The sequence below is a fragment of the Mycobacterium sp. genome (assembly GCF_025933915.1).
GTDB lineage: Bacteria > Actinomycetota > Actinomycetes > Mycobacteriales > Mycobacteriaceae > Mycobacterium.
Map to the genome: position 1 here is coordinate 1 of NZ_JAICZA010000053.1, position 19,816 is coordinate 19,816.

At 65.1% G+C, this 19,816-nt stretch carries 19 protein-coding genes and 1 pseudogene; 13 read left to right on the forward strand and 7 right to left on the reverse strand.

What is annotated here, in order from left to right; genetic code table 11:
- The 3 genes and pseudogenes from Q0W90_RS10795 to Q0W90_RS10805 all read left to right on the forward strand — a co-directional run.
- Nucleotides 1-175 (forward strand): annotated as a pseudogene (locus Q0W90_RS10795) (hypothetical protein); the annotation flags it as partial.
- A gap of 170 nt (nucleotides 176-345) precedes the next feature.
- A complete protein-coding gene (locus tag Q0W90_RS10800) occupies nucleotides 346-765 on the forward strand; it encodes an MmpS family transport accessory protein (RefSeq protein WP_297601059.1) in 420 nt (139 codons plus the stop codon).
- Nucleotides 762-3,692: an MMPL family transporter gene (locus tag Q0W90_RS10805; RefSeq protein WP_297774496.1), complete on the forward strand. Its 2,931-nt coding sequence runs from the start codon at nucleotides 762-764 to the stop codon at nucleotides 3,690-3,692. The genes Q0W90_RS10800 and Q0W90_RS10805 overlap by 4 nt, the downstream gene beginning before the upstream one ends.
- A 27-nt stretch (nucleotides 3,693-3,719) precedes the next feature.
- Here Q0W90_RS10805 and Q0W90_RS10810 read toward each other — a convergent pair whose 3' ends face one another.
- From Q0W90_RS10810 to Q0W90_RS10825, 4 genes are all read right to left on the reverse strand, one after another.
- A complete protein-coding gene (locus tag Q0W90_RS10810) occupies nucleotides 3,720-4,172 on the reverse strand; it encodes a DUF5078 domain-containing protein (RefSeq protein WP_297601052.1) in 453 nt (150 codons plus the stop codon).
- 79 nt (nucleotides 4,173-4,251) lie between these two features.
- Entirely contained in the window at nucleotides 4,252-5,163 is a 912-nt protein-coding gene (locus tag Q0W90_RS10815) for a crotonase/enoyl-CoA hydratase family protein (RefSeq protein ID WP_297601049.1), read from the reverse strand.
- Between the two features lie 9 nt (nucleotides 5,164-5,172).
- A complete protein-coding gene (locus tag Q0W90_RS10820) occupies nucleotides 5,173-5,484 on the reverse strand; it encodes a hypothetical protein (protein ID WP_297601046.1) in 312 nt (103 codons plus the stop codon).
- 10 nt (nucleotides 5,485-5,494) lie between these two features.
- On the reverse strand, nucleotides 5,495-7,600 hold the full coding sequence (locus Q0W90_RS10825) for a prolyl oligopeptidase family serine peptidase (RefSeq protein ID WP_297774498.1): 2,106 nt from the start codon (nucleotides 7,598-7,600) through the stop codon (nucleotides 5,495-5,497).
- Nucleotides 7,601-7,665: 65 nt separating this feature from the next.
- On the opposite strand from Q0W90_RS10825, the gene Q0W90_RS10830 reads away from it, so the two are divergent.
- The 6 genes from Q0W90_RS10830 to Q0W90_RS10855 are packed head-to-tail and all read left to right on the forward strand — an operon-like array spanning nucleotide 7,666 to nucleotide 12,304.
- A complete protein-coding gene (locus tag Q0W90_RS10830; protein ID WP_297774500.1) occupies nucleotides 7,666-9,189 on the forward strand; it encodes an aldehyde dehydrogenase family protein in 1,524 nt (507 codons plus the stop codon).
- Nucleotides 9,189-9,695 (forward strand): DUF779 domain-containing protein, encoded by a 507-nt coding sequence (locus tag Q0W90_RS10835; protein ID WP_297699859.1) that lies wholly within the window; start codon nucleotides 9,189-9,191, stop codon nucleotides 9,693-9,695. Before Q0W90_RS10830 ends, Q0W90_RS10835 begins: the two co-directional genes overlap by 1 nt.
- Nucleotides 9,696-9,714: 19 nt before the next feature.
- Nucleotides 9,715-9,993: a putative holin gene (locus tag Q0W90_RS10840; RefSeq protein WP_297699861.1), complete on the forward strand. Its 279-nt coding sequence runs from the start codon at nucleotides 9,715-9,717 to the stop codon at nucleotides 9,991-9,993.
- Nucleotides 9,986-10,567: a LapA family protein gene (locus Q0W90_RS10845; protein ID WP_297774502.1), complete on the forward strand. Its 582-nt coding sequence runs from the start codon at nucleotides 9,986-9,988 to the stop codon at nucleotides 10,565-10,567. The genes Q0W90_RS10840 and Q0W90_RS10845 overlap by 8 nt, the downstream gene beginning before the upstream one ends.
- 49 nt (nucleotides 10,568-10,616) lie before the next feature.
- Entirely contained in the window at nucleotides 10,617-12,014 is a 1,398-nt protein-coding gene (lpdA, locus tag Q0W90_RS10850; RefSeq protein WP_297774504.1) for a dihydrolipoyl dehydrogenase, read from the forward strand.
- A gap of 8 nt (nucleotides 12,015-12,022) precedes the next feature.
- Complete coding sequence (locus Q0W90_RS10855; RefSeq protein ID WP_297699867.1) at nucleotides 12,023-12,304, forward strand: hypothetical protein; 282 nt, start codon at nucleotides 12,023-12,025, stop codon at nucleotides 12,302-12,304.
- On the opposite strand, the gene Q0W90_RS10860 is transcribed toward Q0W90_RS10855, so the two are convergent.
- On the reverse strand, nucleotides 12,299-12,871 hold the full coding sequence (locus Q0W90_RS10860) for a carboxymuconolactone decarboxylase family protein (RefSeq protein ID WP_297699869.1): 573 nt from the start codon (nucleotides 12,869-12,871) through the stop codon (nucleotides 12,299-12,301). The genes Q0W90_RS10855 and Q0W90_RS10860 overlap by 6 nt on opposite strands.
- Nucleotides 12,868-14,295, reverse strand: a complete 1,428-nt coding sequence (ramB, locus tag Q0W90_RS10865) for an acetate metabolism transcriptional regulator RamB (protein WP_297699871.1) — start codon at nucleotides 14,293-14,295, stop codon at nucleotides 12,868-12,870. Before ramB ends, Q0W90_RS10860 begins: the two co-directional genes overlap by 4 nt.
- 169 nt (nucleotides 14,296-14,464) lie before the next feature.
- On the opposite strand from ramB, the gene Q0W90_RS10870 reads away from it, so the two are divergent.
- The 4 genes from Q0W90_RS10870 to Q0W90_RS10885 all read left to right on the forward strand — a co-directional run bounded on the left by Q0W90_RS10870 (nucleotide 14,465) and on the right by Q0W90_RS10885 (nucleotide 18,837).
- Nucleotides 14,465-15,274 (forward strand): acyl-[acyl-carrier-protein] thioesterase, encoded by an 810-nt coding sequence (locus Q0W90_RS10870; RefSeq protein WP_297699873.1) that lies wholly within the window; start codon nucleotides 14,465-14,467, stop codon nucleotides 15,272-15,274.
- 269 nt (nucleotides 15,275-15,543) lie between these two features.
- Nucleotides 15,544-16,830, forward strand: coding sequence for an isocitrate lyase (gene aceA, locus Q0W90_RS10875; RefSeq protein WP_297699875.1), 1,287 nt, complete (start codon nucleotides 15,544-15,546; stop codon nucleotides 16,828-16,830).
- 183 nt (nucleotides 16,831-17,013) lie between these two features.
- A complete protein-coding gene (locus tag Q0W90_RS10880) occupies nucleotides 17,014-17,877 on the forward strand; it encodes a 3-hydroxybutyryl-CoA dehydrogenase (RefSeq protein WP_297600714.1) in 864 nt (287 codons plus the stop codon).
- Nucleotides 17,878-17,976: 99 nt separating this feature from the next.
- Entirely contained in the window at nucleotides 17,977-18,837 is an 861-nt protein-coding gene (locus Q0W90_RS10885; protein WP_297699878.1) for a cyclopropane mycolic acid synthase family methyltransferase, read from the forward strand.
- 60 nt (nucleotides 18,838-18,897) lie between these two features.
- Here Q0W90_RS10885 and pcaA read toward each other — a convergent pair whose 3' ends face one another.
- On the reverse strand, nucleotides 18,898-19,761 hold the full coding sequence (gene pcaA, locus Q0W90_RS10890; RefSeq protein WP_297600708.1) for a cyclopropane mycolic acid synthase PcaA: 864 nt from the start codon (nucleotides 19,759-19,761) through the stop codon (nucleotides 18,898-18,900).
- Between the last annotated feature and the right edge of the window lie 55 nt (nucleotides 19,762-19,816).

Here is a 19,816-nt window from a genome sequence, read left to right on the forward strand (position 1 = left end):
GCAGGTCGCCAACCCGCCGGCGGATCTCACCGACGTCTACGCCGAGGAGCCGGAAGTGGCTCCGCCGGAGTGGAATCTGGACTTCGCGACGGCGCTGACCCGCCTACTGACCGCCACGTGCATCGGCCTCATCTCGGGATCCTCGGGAACAAGAAGGGAGGCCAGGGGGCTGTGACTTGGCGAACTGCAACCGGTGAGAACGGCTCCGAGGTCTCCGAGCGCCCGGCGCCGCAGGAGATCGTTCCCTCGACCAACGGGGCGCCCGCGATAGCCGCCGAGCCCAGCGCGCCGGTGGGGCGCCAACGCCAGCCCGATCGGCGACGGAACAACCCGGTCGGCACCGCGGTGAAGAAGTTCTGGATCGTGCTGGTCATCGTGGCCGTGATCGCTGTGGCGGGGTTCTGCGTCTCGCGGCTGCGCACCTTCTTCGGCGACCACGACAACCGCCCGATCACCAGCGCCAGCGCCAACGACATCAAGCCGTTCAACCCCAAGCACGTCGTCTACGAGGTGTACGGGCCGCCCGGGACGATGGCGAACATCAACTACCTGGACATCAACGCGCAGCCCCAGCGAATCGACAATGTGCCGCTGCCCTGGACGCTTTCGGTGATCACCACGTTGCCCTCGGTGAGCGTCAACGTCGTCGCGCAGGCCACTACGCACCAAATCGGCTGCCGGATCATCGTGAACGACGTCTTGAAAGACGAGCGGTCGGCCGAGGGCGTGAAAGCCCAGACCTTCTGCATTGTGAAGTCCGCATGACGACCGACAACCAGGCCGCCGGGCTCCCGCACATGCCCTTTTTCGCGCGGGCGGTCCACAAGGGCGCGCTGCTGATCGTGTTGGGCTGGGTCGGGCTCGTCGTGGTGCTCAGCGTGTTCGTGCCCTCGTTGGACATCGTCGCCAAGGAACACACGGTGTCGATGAGCCCGAAAGAGGCGGCGTCGATGCAGGCGACGCAGCGCGTCGGCAAGGTGTTCAACGAATTCGACACCGACAGCGCGATCATGATCGTCCTCGAGGGCGACAAGCCGCTCGGCGACGACGCCCACCATTTCTACGATCAACTGATCAAGAAGCTCGAGGCCGACACCAAGCACGTCGAGCACGTCCAGGACTTCTGGGGAGACCCGCTGACGGCGGCCGGCGCGCAAAGCAACGACGGCAAGGCGTCCTATGTCCAGGTGTATCTGGTCGGCAATCAGGGCGAGAGCACGGCCAACGAATCGGTCAAGGCGGTCCGCCACATCGTCGAGAGCACGCCGTCGCCGCCCGGGGTGACGGCGTACGTCACCGGCGCGGCCGCGTTGACCGCCGACCAGTCGGCGGCCGGTGAGAAGGGCGTCCTGCTGGTCACGATGATCACGTTCCTGGTGATCATCGTCATGCTGCTGTGGGTCTACCGCTCGATCGTCACCGTGTTCATCACGTTGATCATGGTGGTCCTCGAGCTGTTCGCGGCCCGGCAGGTCGTCTCGGTGTTGGCCTACAACAACATCATTGGGCTGTCGACGTTCGCGGTGAACCTGCTCGTGCTGATGGCCATCGCGGCCGGCACGGACTACGCGATCTTCGTGCTCGGCCGCTACCAGGAGGCGCGATCACTCGGTGAGGACCGAGATCAGGCCTTCTACACCATGTTTCACGGGACGGCGCATGTGGTGCTGGGTTCCGGCCTGACCATCGCCGGCGCGATGTATTGCCTCAGCTTCACCCGGCTGCCCTATTTCCAGACGCTCGGTGCGCCCTGTGCGGTCGGCATGCTCGTCGCCGTCTTGGCCGCGCTGACCCTCGGCCCGGCCGTCTTGACGGTGGGCAGCCGGTTCGGCCTGTTCGACCCCAAGCGCAGGATGCGGACGCAGGGCTGGCGACGGGTGGGCACCGCGATCGTGCGTTGGCCCGGCCCGATCCTGGCGGTGTCGATCGCGATTGCGCTCATCGGGTTGCTCGCCCTGCCCGGCTACAAGACCAATTACGACAACCGCAAATATCTACCGGGATCCACCAAAGCCAACGTCGGGTACGACGCCGCCGAGCGACACTTCCCCAACGCCCGGATGAATCCGGAGCTGTTGTTGATCGAAACCGATCACGACATGCGCAACCCGGCGGGCATGTTGGTGCTGGACCGAATTGCCCGGGGCATCTTCCACATTCCCGGTGTCGCGCGGGTCCAGGCGATCACCCGGCCGTTGGGAACGCCGATCGAGCACACGTCGATCCCGTTCCAGATCAGCATGCAGAACACGACGCAGGTGGAAAACCAGCAGTACATGCACCAGCGCATGAAGGACATGCTGCAGCAGGCCGATGCCATGCAGCAGTCCATCGACACGATGCAGCGCATGTACAACATCACGTCGCAGATGGCCGCCGTCACGCACCACATGGACGGCCTGACGCATGAAATGCTGGATGTGACAAGCACTTTGCGCGACAACATCGCCAATTTCGACGACTTCTTCCGGCCGATCCGCAGCTACTTCTACTGGGAGAAGCACTGCTTCGACATCCCGGCCTGCTGGTCGCTGCACTCCATTTTCGACGCGCTCGACGGGCTGGACCAGATCACCGAGAAGTTCCAGTACCTGACGAATGACATCGCGCAGCTGGATGCGTTGCTGCCACAGATGCTGGCGCAGATGCCACCGATGATCGCGACCATGACGACGATGAAGCAGATGATGCTCACCATGCACAGCTCGATGTCGTCGCTATATGACCAGATGGACGTGATGAGCCAGAACTCGACCGCCATGGGTCAGGCGTTCGACGCGTCGAAGAACGACGACTCGTTCTACATCCCGCCGGAGGTGTTCGACAACCCCGATTTCAAGCGGGGCCTGAAGATGTTCCTGTCGCCGGACGGGCACGCCGCCCGCTTCATCATCTCCCATGAGGGGGATCCCGCTACCCCCGAAGGGATTTCGCACGTCGTCCCGATCAAGAACGCCGCCAAGGAGGCCATCAAGGGGACGCCGGTGGAGGGCGCCAAGGTCTGGCTGGGCGGCACCGCGGCCGTCTACAAGGACATGCGCGACGGGTCCACGTACGACCTGATGATCGCCGGGATCTCCGCGGCCAGCCTGATTTTGATCATCATGCTGATCATCACCCGCAGCCTGGTCGCCGCGATCACGATCGTTGGCACCGTGCTGCTTTCGCTGGGCGCCTCGTTCGGGCTCTCCGTGCTGGTGTGGCAGGACATCATGGGCTTCGAGCTGCACTGGATGGTGCTGGCGATGTCGGTCATCCTGCTGCTGGCGGTGGGATCGGACTACAACCTGCTACTGGTGTCCCGATTCAAGGAGGAAATCCATTCCGGGATCAGGACCGGGATCATCCGCTCGATGGCCGGCACCGGGGCGGTGGTGACGTCCGCCGGCCTGGTCTTCGCCGCCACCATGGCGTCGTTCGTCTTCAGCCCTCTGGTGGTGATGGGGCAGGTCGGTACGACGATCGCCCTGGGCCTGCTGTTCGACACGTTGATCGTGCGCTCGTTCATGATGCCGTCGGTGGCCGCGCTGATGGGCCGGTGGTTCTGGTGGCCGACGCAGGTCCGCACCCGACCCGCCAGCCAGATGTTGCGGCCGTACGGGTCCCGCGCGGCGGTGCGGGCGTACATGCTGCCCAAGGAGCCGGAGGCGAACACCGACCGGTTCGTGGCGGCCTCGGCGCCGCACCACTGACGCGGGGGTGTCAGGCGGCCGCGCGGCTTACGACCAGTTCCACACCGACATGTCGCCGGGCGGGTACTGGTTGCAGATGTCGGTGGCCTTGGCCACCACGCCCTTGTTGTTGAAGAAGATCTTCATGTGGTTGGGCCAGGCCAACCACAGCGGATCGGCCTGTGGCGCGTAGAAGTTCTCCGAGTAGTTCCGGCGGTCCTGCGGCGACAACGCGTAGAACCAGTGCGCCTTGTCGATGGCCGCCTGATTGACGTTGGGGTGGTTGTTGAAGTCGATCATGTAGCGCTGGTAGTACACCGGGCTGGTGTCCCGGCTGGCCGCCAGGATCTGCTCGGCGTCGCACGTGGTGTTGATCATCCGGCGCGGGATCGGGAAGTCCTCCGTGGAATCGGCTACCGCGGTCGACGGAAAGATCGCAGCGGTAATCCCCAGAGCAATGAACGCGGCGCCTGCACGCAGGCCAGTACTCAGCCGAGACATAGCAATTACGGTAGCACTTTTTGGCCGGACGGGGACATTTCCCAGGTCACTGCCAGCGGATCCCTAGCCCGTCTCAGTATCAGTCCCGATCAGGGACGATGACGTGCGTGGGGTCCGGCCGGAGCCCCGGCGGGGCCTGGCTGTAGTCGCCGAACGGGCCGTCGCGACGCTCGACGGCGGCCCGCACGCCCTCGCTCTCGGCGATCTTGATGAAGCCCAGCGCGTCGGGCGTATTGCGCATCAGGCCATCGAGGATGCCGCCCAGCGTCTGGGTGGAGGCCAAGCCCATGTTCTCGTAGGCCTGGTTGACGACGAGCTTCTGCGCCTGCAACTGCGACAGGGGGATTTGCGCCAGTTCGGCCGCGATCTCGGCCACCCGCGCTTCCAGCCGCTCGAAGGGCACCGCCTCGTTGATCAACTCGATCTCGGCGGCCTGCACGCCGGTCAGCGGCCGGCCTGTCAGCGAGTGCCACTTCGCCTTGGCCAGGCTCAGCCGGTAGAGCCACATCCCGGTCAGATACGCGCCCCACATCCTGCTGTAGGGGGTGCCGATCACGGCGTCTTCGCTGGCGATGACGAGATCGGCGCACAGCGCGTAGTCGCTGGCCCCGCCCACGCACCAGCCGTGCACCTGGGCGATCACCGGTTTGGATGCCCGCCAGATGGCCATGAACTTCTGCGTCGGCCCGGTCGCGCGGGCGCTGACCATCGCGAAGTCCTTGCCCGGATCCCACTTCCCGTCGGTCATCATCGATTCGCCCCAGTGGGCGAACCCGCCGCCGAAGTCGTAGCCGCCGGAGAAGGCCCGACCCGCGCCGCGCAGCACGATGACCTTGACGGTCGCGTCGCGCTCGGCCAGGCCGATGGCCGCCTCGATCTCGTCGGGCATGGGCGGGACGATGGTGTTGAGCTGCTCCGGCCGGTTCAGCGTGATGGTGGCGACCGGGCCGGCCGTCGTGTACAGCAGCGTCTCGAAGTCGGATTTGCGCATGGCCCAAACTTAGGGGTCGGGCTGGCGGTTTTCCGGCGAGGATGCGTAGATCCGCCCGCGGATCTTCAGATACGGCGTCGTCAGGTAGGCGGAGAAGGCGACGAGGGCCGCGAAGATCGCCGCCGCGAGGATGCCGTTGGGCCAGAGCTGACCGGTCCCGAACGCAAAGCAGACGATGCCGATGATCGCGGTCGCCCAGTAGAACCGCCGGCCGGCGCGACGGTCGTTGATGAAGCGGTAGCGCGCCTGTGCCGCCGAGACCAGGATGAAGATCAACCCGGTCGCCAACAGGGTGAGTTCGATACGTTGCGTCGCTGACACGTCGACGATCCTATGACTTCCTGCGGCCGCCGAGCATCTGCCAAAGGAACGAGTAGGTCAGCGCCGACTTGAATGCGACCTGCTCGTTGTCGGCGGCGCCGGCGTGGCCACCCTCGATGTTCTCGTAGTAGAACACCGGATGGCCGGCGGCCTCCAGCGCCGCCGTCATTTTGCGGGCGTGACCCGGATGCACCCGGTCATCGCGCGTGGAGGTGGTCATCAACACCGGCGGGTACTGGCGTGTCGCCGAAATGTTTTGGTAGGGCGAGTATTCGGAGATGAATTCCCAGTCGCCGGGATCGTCCGGGTCGCCGTATTCGGCCATCCACGAGGCGCCGGCGAGCAGCAGGTGATAGCGCTTCATGTCCAGCAGCGGCACGCTGCACACCAGCGCGCCGAACTTCTCCGGGTAGCGGGTCAACATGATGCCCATCAGCAGGCCGCCGTTGCTGCCGCCCTGCGCCCCGAGCTGTTCGACCGTGGTGATGCCGCGATCCACCAAATCGGTTGCCACGGCGGCGAAGTCCTCGGCCACCTTGTGCCGGCCCTCGCGCATCGCCTGGGTGTGCCAGCCGGGGCCGTATTCGCCGCCGCCGCGAATGTTGGCCAGCACATAGGTGCCGCCGCGGGCCAGCCACAGCCGGCCCAGCACGCCGCTGTAACCCGGCGTGTTCGACGATTCGAATCCGCCGTAGCCGTAGAGCAGGGTGGGCGCCGGCCCGTCGGATGCCGCCGGCCCGCCGGGCCGCACCACGAAGTAGGGGATCGGTGTGCCGTCCTGAGATTTCACGAAATTCTGTGCCACCGAGACGTTTCCGGCGTCGAAGAACGCCGGCGCGGACTTGAGCTGCTCGAGGCCCCCGTCGTCGGTGCCCCGCATCAGCCGTGACGGTGAGTCGAATCCGCTGGAATCCAGAAAGAACTCGTCACCGGTGTCGTCGGCGGAGACGACGACGGTGTTGGTTGCGGCCGGGACCCCGGCCACTGGTTCGCGTCGCCAGCCGCCCCGTGACGATCGCAAGCGCGGCGGAGCCGGGTGCAGCGGGTCGTCACGCGAAGGCGGCGTGGCGATCTCGACGCGGCTGGCCACGTCGGCAAGCGAGACGATCAACAGCCGGTCGCGGGTCCACGCGTAGTGATTGAGCGCGGTGTGCTCATCGGGTTCGAAGACGGCCTGCAATTGCGCTGTGCCGGCAAGGAATTCCTCATACCTGGCGGCCAGCAGCGACCCGGCGACATAGGTCTCGTTCCCGACGAACCAGTCGCTGCGCAACTCGACCAGAAGCCACTCGCGGTGCAGGCTGACGCTGGCGTCGGTGGGGGTGTCGATGCGGATGAGTTCCGCGCCGCGCAGCTCGTAGAGTTCTTCGTTCCAGAAGTCCAGAGCCCGGCCGATCAGGGTGCGTTCGAAGCCGGGGATCCGGCTGGCGCTTGCCACCACGTTCACGTCGGAGCGGGCGCCCTCGAAGATCGTCTCGGCGTCGGCCAGGGGTGTGCCCCGGCGCCACCGTTTGACCACCCGCGGATAGCCGGAATCGGTGAGCGTATCGGCGCCGAAGTCGGTGCCGACCAGCACGGTGTCGGGATCTTCCCAGCTGACCTGCGACTTGGCTTCCGGCAGCTCGAACCCGTCGGCAACGAATTCCCGTGTCATCATGTCGAATTCGCGCACGATGGAGGCGTCCGAACCGCCGCGGGAGAGGCTGACCAGCGCGCGGGTGTATTCGGGGTAGATGACGCCCGCGCCGGCCCACACCCATTTCTCGTCGTCGGTCCGGCCCAGCTCATCGACATCGATCAGCACATCCCACTCGGGGGCCTCGCTGCGGTAGCTGTCCAGCGTGGTGCGCCGCCACAGTCCGCGCGGGTTCGCGGCGTCGCGCCAGAAGTTGTAGAGGTATTCGCCGCGCCGCACCACATAGGGGATGCGGGCGTCGGTGTCGAGCACCTCGAGCGCCTCGGTGCGCATCCGCTCGAAACCGGCGTCGCGGAAGCGCGACAGCGTCGGCTCGTTACGCGACCGCACCCAATCCAGCGCCTCGTCACCGGTGACGTCCTCGAGCCACAGGTAAGGGTCTTCGTTGGCTTGCGGGTCGGTGCGAGCGTGCGACGTCATGGAAGCCATTGTGGCTCCGGCGGTAATGTGAGGTGTATTACACAGTCGAACGAGGAGCCGAGCAGATGACTGTTTTCGCACGTCCAGGTTCTGCCGGGGCGTTGATGTCGTATGAATCCCGCTACGAGAACTTCATCGGGGGGCAGTGGGTTCCGCCGGCCCGGGGTCGCTACTTCGAGAACCCGACGCCGGTCACCGGCCAGACGTTCTGCGAAGTGGCCCGCTCGGATGAGGCCGACGTCGCCAACGCGCTCGACGCCGCCCACGCGGCCGCTCCCGCGTGGGGCAAGATGCCGCCGGCCGAGCGGGCCGCGATCCTGAACAAGGTCGCCGATCGCATCGATGAGCACACCGCCGCGCTGGCGGTGGCCGAGGTCTGGGACAACGGCAAGCCGATCCGCGAGGCGCTGGCCGCCGACATTCCCTTGGCGGCCGACCACTTCCGGTACTTCGCCGCGGCGCTGCGCGCCCAGGAGGGCTCGCTGAGCCAGATCGACGACGACACCGTCGCCTACCACTTCCACGAGCCGCTCGGTGTGGTCGGGCAGATCATCCCGTGGAACTTCCCCATCCTGATGGGCGCCTGGAAACTGGCGCCCGCGCTGGCGGCCGGCAACACGGTAGTGCTCAAACCCGCTGAGCAGACACCGGTTTCGATGCTCTACCTGATGTCGCTCATCGGCGACCTGCTGCCGCCCGGGGTGATCAACGTCGTCAGCGGGTTCGGTGTCGAGGCCGGTAAGCCGCTGGCGTCGAGCAATCGGATCGCCAAGATCGCGTTCACCGGCGAGACCACCACCGGGCGACTGATCATGCAGTACGCGTCGCAGAACCTGATTCCGGTCACCCTGGAACTCGGCGGCAAGAGCCCCAACGTCTTCTTCTCCGACGTGATGGCCAAGGCCGACGACTACCAGGACAAGGCGCTGGAGGGCTTCACGATGTTCGCCCTCAACCAGGGCGAGGTGTGCACCTGCCCGTCGCGCAGCCTGGTCCAGGCCGACATCTACGACGAGTTCCTGGAGCTGGCCGCGATCCGCACTAAAGCGGTCCGCCAGGGCGATCCGCTGGACTCCGAGACCATGCTGGGTTCGCAGGCGTCCAACGACCAGCTGGAAAAGGTGTTGTCCTACATCGAAATCGGCAAGGACGAGGGCGCCAAGGTGATCACCGGCGGCGAACGCGCCGAGCTCGGCGGCGACCTGTCCGGCGGCTTCTACATGCAGCCCACCATCTTGGGCGGCGACAACAAGATGCGGGTGTTCCAGGAGGAGATCTTCGGGCCGGTGGTGGCGGTGACGTCATTCTCCGATTACGACGACGCCATGTCGATCGCCAACGACACCCTCTACGGCCTGGGTGCGGGGGTGTGGAGCCGCGACGGCAACACCGCCTACCGGGCAGGGCGCGACATCCAGGCCGGCCGGGTGTGGGTGAACTGCTATCACGTCTATCCCGCCCACGCGGCGTTCGGCGGCTACAAGCAGTCCGGAATCGGCCGGGAGAACCACAAGATGATGCTGGACCACTATCAGCAGACCAAGAACATGCTGGTGTCTTACTCCGAGAAGGCGCAAGGGTTCTTCTGATGGAGTGGCGCCGTGATGTGGCTGGGCCCCCACCGGGACTGGCCATCACCGCCCCGGCCGCCGAGGTGCTGATGCGGCTGCAGGCCACTCACGGACCGGTGATGTTCCACCAGTCCGGCGGCTGCTGCGACGGATCGTCGCCGATGTGTTTCCCGCTCGGCGACTTCCTCGTCGGCGATCGCGACGTCCTGCTGGGCGTGCTCGACGTCGGGCCCGACGGGGTGCCGGTGTGGATTTCGGGCCCGCAATACGCGGCCCACTATCACGACAAGCACACCCAGTTGGTGATCGACGTGGTGCCCGGTCGCGGTGGCGGGTTCAGCCTGGAAGCACCCGACGGCGTGCGGTTCCTATCCCGCGGCCGCGTCTTCACCCCGAAAGAACAGGCGTCCCTGATTGCCGCGCCGGTCATCACCGGCACCGATTACGAGCGTGGTGAACGCCCCGCGACACGAGGTCCGGTGCTGGCCGACGCTGGCGTCGAGACCTGCCCTTCGCACCGGTAACCGCAGTACAGTCGAGGAAGTGATTCCCCTGCCCCGTCCCTGGTTGCTGGCCGGCGCCATGCTGATCGGAAGCGCGGTCGGGGCGCTGGCGTGCGTGGCGTACACCGTGGTGATCCACGCCAGCGTCCGCCCGGACATCGCGATTGCGTCGGTGGTGGGCATCCCGAGCGTCATCGGGCTGACGATGATCCTGTTCTCCGGGCGCCGCTGGGTCACCACGGTGGGGGCGTTCATCCTGGCGGTCGCGCCGGGCTGGTTCGGTGTGCTCGTCGCGTTACGGGTGACCGCCGGTGCCTGACGATAAGGGCGACGCCTCGAGCCCCGGAACCGAGGCGTTCGTGCCGGATTTCTCCGACTCCGACTCCGCCTCCGACGAAGCCGAGGGCACCGGCACCCAGTCCTGGGTTCCCGATTTCGACTCTGATTCGGACGAGGACACCGGCGAGCGGCCCGCGGTATCCGAGCCCGAGCCGGAGGAGCCCGGCCGGGCGGAGCGGGAGCCCGCCGGGCACGCCGGCCCGGTGCAGTCGGTCACCGTCCCCGGTCGCTACCTCTACGTCAAGTGGTGGAAGTTGGCCCTGGTGCTCCTCGGCGTGTGGGCCGCGGGGGCCGTGATCGGGCTGGGTCTGTTCTCGTGGTGGTACGACTCGATCGACAAGACCCCGGCGCTGTTCGCGGTGCTGGTCTACGTGGTGGCGTGCACCGTCGGCGCCGTGCTGCTCGCGATGGCCCACGGCAGGCCGTTGCTCTCCGCGCTGTCGGTGGCGGTGCTGTCCGGGCCGTTCGCCGCCGTGGCCGGAGCGGCACCCCTGTACGGCTATTACTACTGCCAGCGAGTGGGCCACTGTCTCGTCGGCGTCATCCCGTATTGACGCCTCGCCCGGGCGGCCACCAGGGGGCATGGCCCACTAGGGTGGGCTCGTGACTTCTCACTATGACGTCGTCGTCCTCGGAGCCGGTCCCGGCGGATATGTCGCCGCCATTCGCGCCGCACAACTGGGGCTGGCCACCGCGGTCGTCGAGCCGAAGTACTGGGGTGGAGTCTGCCTCAACGTCGGCTGCATTCCGTCCAAGGCGCTGCTGCGCAATGCCGAACTCGCGCACATCTTCACCAAAGAGGCCAAGACCTTTGGCATCAGCGGCGAGGCGACCTTCGACTACGGGATCGCCTTCGACCGCAGCCGCAAGGTGGCCGAGGGCCGCGTCGCCGGCGTGCACTTCCTGATGAAGAAGAACAAGATCACCGAAATCCACGGCTACGGCCGGTTCACCGACGCCAACACCATATCGGTCGAATTGAACGACGGCGGAACCGAAACGGTCACGTTCGACAACGCCATCATCGCGACCGGCAGTAGCACCCGGCTGGTTCCCGGCACCTCGCTGTCGGCCAACGTGGTCACTTACGAAGAACTGATCCTGTCCCGTGAGTTGCCGGAGTCGATCGTCATCGCCGGTTGCGGAGCGATCGGCATGGAGTTCGGCTATGTGCTGCGCAACTACGGCGTCGACGTGACCGTCGTCGAGTTCTTGGCGCGCGCGCTGCCCAACGAGGACGCCGAGGTATCCAAGGAGGTCGAGAGGCAGTTCAAGAAGCTGGGCGTCAAGATCCTCACCGGAACGAAGGTCGAGTCCATCTCCGATAATGGCTCGGAGGTGACCGTCGTCGTCAGCAAGGACGGCAACACGCAAGAACTCAAGGCCGCGAAGGTGTTGCAGGCCATCGGTTTTGCGCCCAACGTCGACGGCTTCGGCCTGGAGGCGGCCGGCGTCGCGCTGACCGACCGCAAGGCCATCGGGATCACCGACTACATGCGCACCAACGTCGAGCACATCTACGCGATCGGCGACGTCACCGGCAAGCTGCAGCTCGCCCACGTCGCCGAGGCCCAGGGCGTGGTGGCGGCCGAAACCATCGCCGGCGCAGAGACTTTGGCGCTCGGTGATTACCGGATGATGCCGCGCGCGACGTTCTGCCAGCCCAACGTCGCCAGCTTCGGTCTCACCGAGGAGCAGGCCCGTGACGAAGGCCACGACGTTGTGGTGGCGAAGTTCCCGTTCACCGCGAACGGCAAGGCTCACGGTGTGGGCGACCCCAGTGGGTTCGTCAAGCTGATCGCCGACGCCAAATACGGTGAGCTGCTGGGCGGACATCTGGTCGGCCACGACGTCTCCGAGCTGCTCCCGGAGCTGACGTTGGCGCAGAAGTGGGATCTGACGGCCACCGAGCTGGCCCGCAACGTGCACACCCACCCGACCATGTCCGAGGCGCTGCAGGAATGCTTCCACGGCCTGACCGGACACATGATCAATTTCTGAGCCGCAAGATGATCCGCACCATCACCCCTCAAACCCTCGCGGGTGCCCTCGGCGGCCTGGCGACCGGTTATGTCGTGTGGTTGCTGGCCATTTCGACCGGAGACAACGCGACGGTGGGCCAGTGGGGGCCGCTGGTGCTACTGGGATCGGCGGTGCTGGGGATCTGCGCCGGAGTGTGGGGCGCCTGGCAGCGCCGGCGCCGTAAGCAGGCCTGGGCCGCGTTCGCCTTCGGCCTGCCGGTGCTTCCGGTGGTCCTGACGTTGGCCGTCCTCGCCGACGTCTACCTATAGCTGGTGCGGGTTGTCCAGCGGAATCTTGAGCGCGGACATCGTCGCGGCGAGCCCGTCGTATTGGCTTGCGAGCAAGCAGAATTCGATCAGCTGCCGCCGATCCAGGTGAGTCGCCAGCTGGCACCAGGTGGTGTCGGTGACGGTCCGGTCTTTGACGAACTCGTCGGTCGCCGCCAGCAGCGCCTGCTGACGCACGGTCAGGCGCCCCTCGACTGGGTCCAGCCGCTCGGGCCACGCGAAGATCGCGGCCTGCACGTCCGCGTCCAGCCCGGCCGCCCGCGCCATCCGGCGATGGTGCTGCAGTTCGTATTCGCACGCCCGCAGATGTCCGACCCGCAGGATCACCAGCTCGGTGTCGATGGTGGGCAACCGGCCCCGCAGCAACCGCCCGCTGTAGATCGACCAGGTCCAAAACAGCAGTTGGCGCTGTCCCAGCGTGGTGAACAGGTGCATCTCCGGCGCCCCCACCTGGCGTGCGGCCAGCTTCGCGACCACCCAATTGATCGGGCCCAGCTCACGGAACCGGCCCGACGGAATGCGGCCCTGACCGTCTTGAGCCGCGCTCACGGCTGCGTCACCAGGTATGGAGAGACGGTGCTGCGATGCTCGTCGAGATCGAGCGCGCGGCCGAGCGCAGGGAAGGCGCGCTGCGGGCAGTTGTCGCGTTCGCAGACCCGGCAGCCCGCGCCGATCGGTGTGGAGATTTCCCCCGACAAGTCGAGTCCTTCCGAGTAGACGAGCCGGTGCGCGTGGCGAAGCTCGCAGCCCAAGCCGATCGCGAAGGTCTTACCGGGCTGACCATACCTGGCTGCGCGTCGTTCAACGGTGCGGGCCACCCACATGTAGTTGCGGCCGTCGGGCATCTGCGCGATCTGCACCAGGATGTTGCCCGGATTGGCGAACGTTTCGTAGACATTCCACAACGGGCAGGTTCCGCCGCTGGAGGAGAAGTGAAAACCGGTGGCGGACTGACGTTTTGACATGTTGCCGGCGCGGTCGACCCGGACGAACGAAAACGGCACCCCGCGCATCGACGGGCGCTGCATCGTGGAGAGTCGGTGCGCGATGGTCTCGTAACTGATCGAGTAGAACGATGACAACCGCTCGACGTCGTAGCGGAAATTCTCCGCGACGTCGTGGAATTGGCGGTAGGGGAGCACGGCGGCCGCCGCGAAGTAGTTGGCCAAGCCGAGCCGGGCCAGTGTGTGCGATTCGTCGCTGGTGAACTTTCCCTGCGCGACCAGGGTGTCGATCAGATCCCCGAACTCGAGGTAGGCCAGTTCGGCGGCCATCTTGAAAACCTGTTGCCCCAGCGAGAGATGATTGCTGATCTCCAGCGTCTTGGTCGCGGGGTCGTAGCGGTGCAGCACGGTGTCGCCGAGATCGATCCGGCGGTTGATGTGCACTCCGTGCACCTCGGTGAGCCGGCGGGTCAACTCCCGGGCCAGGTCGCCGTGGTGCAACCGCATTTTGATGGTGAGGTCCTCGGCGGCGGTGTCCAGCTCGTGCAGGTAGTTCTGCCGTTGGTAGAAGTAGTCGCGCACTTCCTCGTGCGGCATGGAAATGGACCCCGACCCGGAGCTTGAGCCGCTGCCGTCGGAGAAGCGCTCCTCGGTGGCGGCCGCCAGCTGCGCCGTGGTGATCCGGTAACGCCGGTGCAGGTTGACCACCGCCCGGGCCAGGCCGGGATGGGCGCTGACCATCTCGGCGACCTCGGTTGGGTCGACGTCGATGTCCAGATCCCGGTCCATGGTGACCTCGCGCAGCTCGGCGACCAGCCGGGTGTCGTCCTGCGAGGAGAAGAAGGTGGCGTCCACCCCGAACACCTCGGTGATGCGCAGCAGCACCGCCACGGTCAGGGGGCGAACGTCATGCTCGATCTGATTGAGGTAGCTCGGGGAAATCTCCAGCATCTGAGCCAGCGCGGCCTGGGAAAACCCGCGCTCGTTGCGCAGCTGGCGCAGGCGCGAGCCGACGAACGTCTTGGACACATCACCGAGGTTACCGGGCTTTGTGAAGGTATGGTTCGCAGAGTTGGCATCGGATCGTGCGCGTCGCGATTGGTATTCGGCGGACCTCGTTGGCATGATTCGACCGGGCCTTGGGCCTTAGCCTGGGGTGATCGCAAGGAGGAAACGGGGAGCAGTGGGGAGGGTGGCCGTGAGCCTGGATAAACAACTGATGCCGGTGCCCGACGGCCACCCTGACGTTTTCGATCGCCAGTGGCCGTTGCGGGTCGGCGATATCGACCGCACGGGCCGGCTGCGGCTGGACGCCGCGTGTCGCCACATCCAGGACATCGGCCAGGACCAGCTGCGCGAGATGGGTTTCGAGGAGACCCATCCGCTGTGGATCGTCCGGCGCACCATGATCGACCTGATCCGGCCGATCGAGTTCAGCGACATGCTGCGGATGCGGCGATGGTGTTCGGGCACCTCCAATCGGTGGTGCGAGATGCGGGTTCGCATCGACGGGAGGCGCACGGGCGGGCTCATCGAGTCCGAGGCCTTCTGGATCAACATCAACCGGGAAACCCAGATGCCCTCGCGCATCGCCGACGACTTCCTGGCGGGTCTGCACAAGACGACGTCGGTCGACCGGTTGCGGTGGAAGTCCTACCTGAAGCCGGGCGGCCGGGACGACGCGGTCGAGATCCACGAGTTCCCCGTCCGGGTCACCGACATCGATTTGTTCGATCACATGAACAACTCGGTGTACTGGAGCGTGATCGAGGACTATCTGGCTTCCCATTCCGAACAGCACTCCGACCTGATGCGGGCGCCGTTGCGGATCACGATCGAGCACGAGGCGCCGGTGGCGCTGGGGGACAAGCTGGAAATCATTTCTCACGTTCACCCGGCCGGATCCACCGAGCAATTCGGTCCCGACCTGGTCGATCGCACTGTTACAACGCTCACATACACCGTCGGTGACGAGACGAAAGCCGTCGCCGCGATCTTTGCTCGCTAACAGGACAAGCGTCCCGGTTAAATCGCGCTGCGACCTGCGGCTTTGGGGTTACTGATGGGTAGCTTCTGAAACGGTTAAGTTTGTTAGCAACTTAGCAAGATTCGCAAATTCGCGCGTTCCCGTTGCTGAAATTGGCAATTGAAACGGGTGGACCGCCCCCCTTGAGCTGTGCCATCTTCGAGTTAGCACACCAGTGAAGTTGAGCCGCTAGCTACCGCCGGTGAGGCGTTCAGCAACTCAGTAGTGAAGATCGTGAAGGAGCATGCCCAATGTCTGTCGTTGGCACCCCCAAGAGCGCCGAACAGATCCAGAAGGACTGGGACACCAACCCGCGGTGGAAGGACGTCACCCGCACCTACAGCGCCAAGGACGTCGTCGCCCTGCAGGGCAGCGTCGTCGAGGAGGCCACCCTGGCCCGCCGCGGCGCCGAGGTGCTGTGGGAGCAGCTGGGAGACCTCGAGTACATCAACGCGCTCGGCGCGCTGACCGGCAACATGGCCGTCCAGCAGGTGCGCGCCGGCCTGAAGGCCATCTACCTGTCCGGGTGGCAGGTCGCCGGTGACGCGAACCTGTCCGGCCACACCTACCCCGACCAGAGCCTCTACCCGGCCAACTCGGTGCCGCAGGTGGTCCGCCGGATCAACAACGCGCTGCTGCGCGCCGACGAGATCGCCAAGGTCGAGGGCGACACCTCGGTGAAGAACTGGTTGGCGCCGATCGTCGCCGACGGTGAGGCCGGTTTCGGTGGCGCGCTCAACGTCTACGAGCTGCAGAAGGCCATGATCGCCGCCGGTGTTGCCGGCTCGCACTGGGAAGACCAGCTGGCTTCGGAGAAGAAGTGTGGTCACCTGGGCGGCAAGGTGCTGATCCCGACCCAGCAGCACATCCGCACCCTGACCTCGGCCCGACTGGCCGCGGACGTGTGCGACGTTCCGACCGTCGTCATCGCCCGGACCGACGCCGAGGCGGCCACGCTGATCACGTCCGACGTCGACGAGCGCGACCAACCGTTCATCACCGGTGAGCGCACCAAGGAAGGCTTCTACCGGGTCCGCAACGGCTTGGAGCCCTGCATCGCCCGGGCCAAGGCCTACGCGCCGTACTCCGACCTGATCTGGATGGAGACCGGCACTCCGGATCTCGAGCTCGCCGCCAAGTTCGCCGAGGGCGTCAAGTCCGAGTTCCCCGACCAGATGCTGGCCTACAACTGCTCGCCGTCCTTCAACTGGCGCAAGCACCTTGACGACTCCACCATCGCGAAGTTCCAAAAGGAGCTTGGCGCAATGGGATTCAAGTTCCAGTTCATCACGCTGGCTGGCTTCCACGCCCTGAACTACTCGATGTTCGATCTGGCCTACGGCTACGCCCGCAACCAAATGAGCGCCTACGTCGAGTTGCAGGAGCGCGAGTTCGCCGCCGAGGAGCGTGGCTACACCGCCACCAAGCACCAGCGTGAGGTGGGCGCCGGTTACTTCGACCGCATCGCCACCACGGTCGACCCGACCTCGTCGACCACCGCGCTGACCGGCTCCACTGAAGAGGGCCAGTTCCACTAGGCCTTGGCACGCAAACCGCGCCGAGCGTGCATCTGGTGCGAGAATTCCGAATTTTCGCACTGACTACACGCTCGTCGCACCGAGAATGAGATGAAGTAGCGTAGGCCCCGCCCAGCCAACCCTGGGCGGGGCCTATTGCGGTGCAAGACGATACGGTCACCGGAGAGAACCGGAGAGAATTCAGTGAGTGACGCAGCGATTCAGCGAGTAGGCGTGGTCGGGGCGGGCCAGATGGGATCCGGCATCGCCGAGGTCTCGGTCCGCGCCGACGTCGACGTGACGGTGTTCGAGACGACGGAGGCCCTCATCACGGCGGGACGCAACCGCATCGTCAAGTCGCTGGAGCGCGGCGTCAGCGCCGGCAAGGTCACCGAGCGGGAACGCGATCGCGCGCTGAGCAAGCTCACCTTCACCACAGACCTGAACGACCTCGCCGACCGCCAACTGGTCGTCGAGGCGATCGTCGAAGACGACGCCATCAAGGCGCAGGTCTTCGCCGAACTCGACCGCGTCATCACCGATCCCGACGCGGTGCTGGCGTCGAATACCTCCAGCATCCCGATCATGAAGATCGCCGCGGCCACCAAGAACCCGCAACGCGTGCTGGGCCTGCATTTTTTCAACCCGGTCCCCGTGCTGCCGCTGGTGGAGTTGGTCAGCACGCTGGTCACCGACGAGGCCGCCGTGGTCCGTACCGAAGAATTCGCCAGCGCGGTCCTGGGCAAGCAGGTGGTGCGCTGCTCGGATCGGTCCGGATTCGTTGTCAACGCTTTGCTGGTGCCGTATCTGCTGTCGGCGATCCGCATGGTGGAAGCCGGTTTTGCCACCATCGAGGATGTCGACAAAGCCGTGGTGGCGGGGCTGTCGCACCCGATGGGTCCGCTGCGCCTGTCCGACCTGGTCGGCCTGGACACCTTGAAGCTGATAGCGGACAAGATGTTCGAAGAATTCAAGGAGCCGCAATACGGGGCCCCGCCGCTTTTGCTGCGTATGGTAGAGGCCGGTCGGCTCGGCAAAAAGACGGGCCACGGTTTCTACAGGTACTGATCAAGGCCCGATGCCATACCGCGGGTGCCTGAGATCGTCGGCCACCATCGCGTCGGTTAGTATGCTCGCGTTGAATAGGACGAAAGGTATGTACCGCGGATGACGAAGCTGGAGCCCTATTACGAGGAGTCGCAGTCCATCTACGACGTCTCGGACGAATTCTTCGCATTATTTCTCGACCCCACAATGGGCTACACCTGCGCCTACTTCGAGCGCGATGACATGACCCTCGAAGAGGCTCAAATTGCGAAGTTCGACCTGGCGCTGGGGAAGTTGAATCTCGAACCGGGGATGACGCTGCTGGACATCGGCTGCGGCTGGGGCGGAGCGCTCAAACGGGCCGTCGAGAAGTACGACGTTAACGTCATCGGAATCACGCTGAGCCGCAACCAGTTTGAGTACAGCAAGAACAAGCTGGCCGGATTGCCGACGGAGCGCAACATCGAGGTGCGCCTGCAGGGTTGGGAAGAGTTCGAGGACAAGGTGGATCGGATTGTGACGATCGGAGCCTTCGAGGCGTTCAAGATGGAGCGCTATCCCGCATTTTTCGACCGCGCCTACGACATCCTTCCCGACGACGGCCGGATGCTTTTGCACACAATTCTGATGTATCAGTGGCAGGAATATCCCGCACTCGGCGTCACATTGACGATGAGTGATATTCGATTCGCGCGATTCATCGGCCAAGAGATTTTCCCGGGTGGACAGCTGCCGGCGCAGAAAGACATTTCCAAATTCGGCGAGGCCGCGGGCTTCTCGGTCGAGCGGGTGCAGTTGCTGCAGGAGCATTACGCGCGGACCCTCAATATTTGGGCGGCGAATCTGGAAGCCAACAAGGACAAGGCGATCGCCATCCAGTCCCAAGAGGTCTACGACAAGTACATGCACTATCTGACCGGGTGCGAGCACTTCTTCCGCAAGGGCATCACCAACGTGGGGCAATTCACGTTGGTCAAATAGGACAGTCAAGTCAGCCCCGAACGGTGATCCGTTCGGGGCTGATTGTTTCGGTGGAGCTGGTTACTTCTCCATCGTGAACTGGTTGACGTCGGTGTATCCCTCCCGGAACAGCTTCGCGCAGCCGGTCAGGTACTTCATATACCGGTCGTAGACGTCCCGGGACTGAATGGCGAGGGCCCGTTCGCGATTCGCCTCGAGCGCCTCGGCCCATAGATCCAGCGTCCTCGCGTAGTGCAGCCGCAGCGAATGGACCCGGGTCAGTTCGAAGCCCACCGTGACCCCGTACTCGCCGACGGTCTGGGGCGTCGGAAGCCAGCCTCCAGGGAAAATCTCGGCCAGGATGAATTTCGAGAACTCGACGATCTCGTGGGTCAGCCGCAGGCCGTCGGCCCGGGCATCTTTGAAGGACGGCCGAACGATGGTGTGCAGCAACATGATTCCGCCGGGCGGCAGCACGTTGTAGGCCATCTTGAAGAAGCGCCCGTAGCGTTGGCGGCCGAAGTGCTCGAACGCACCGATCGAGACAATGCGGTCCACCGGATCGTGGAACTTCTCCCAGCCCTCCAGCAGCACCCGTCGGGTGCGGTGGCTGTCGATTTGGTCGAAGGACTTCTGCACGTGCTCGGCCTGATTCTCCGACAGCGTCAGGCCTACGACGTTGACGTCGTACTTCTCGATGGCTCGCCGCATGGTGGCGCCCCAACCACAACCGATGTCCAGCAGCGTCATCCCCGGCTCGAGTTTCAGCTTGCCCAGCGCAAGATCGATCTTGGCGAGTTGCGCCTCTTCCAAAGTCATGTCGTCACGTTCGAAATAGGCGCAGCTGTAGGTCTGAGTCGGGTCCAAAAAAAGCCGGAAGAAGTCGTCAGACAGGTCGTAATGGGCTTGCACGTTCCCGAAATGCGGCGTGAGCTGCACAGACATGTCGTACTTGAGCCTTTCTTTTTGCGGGGGGCAGGGCCGAACAGCCGGCCGGGCC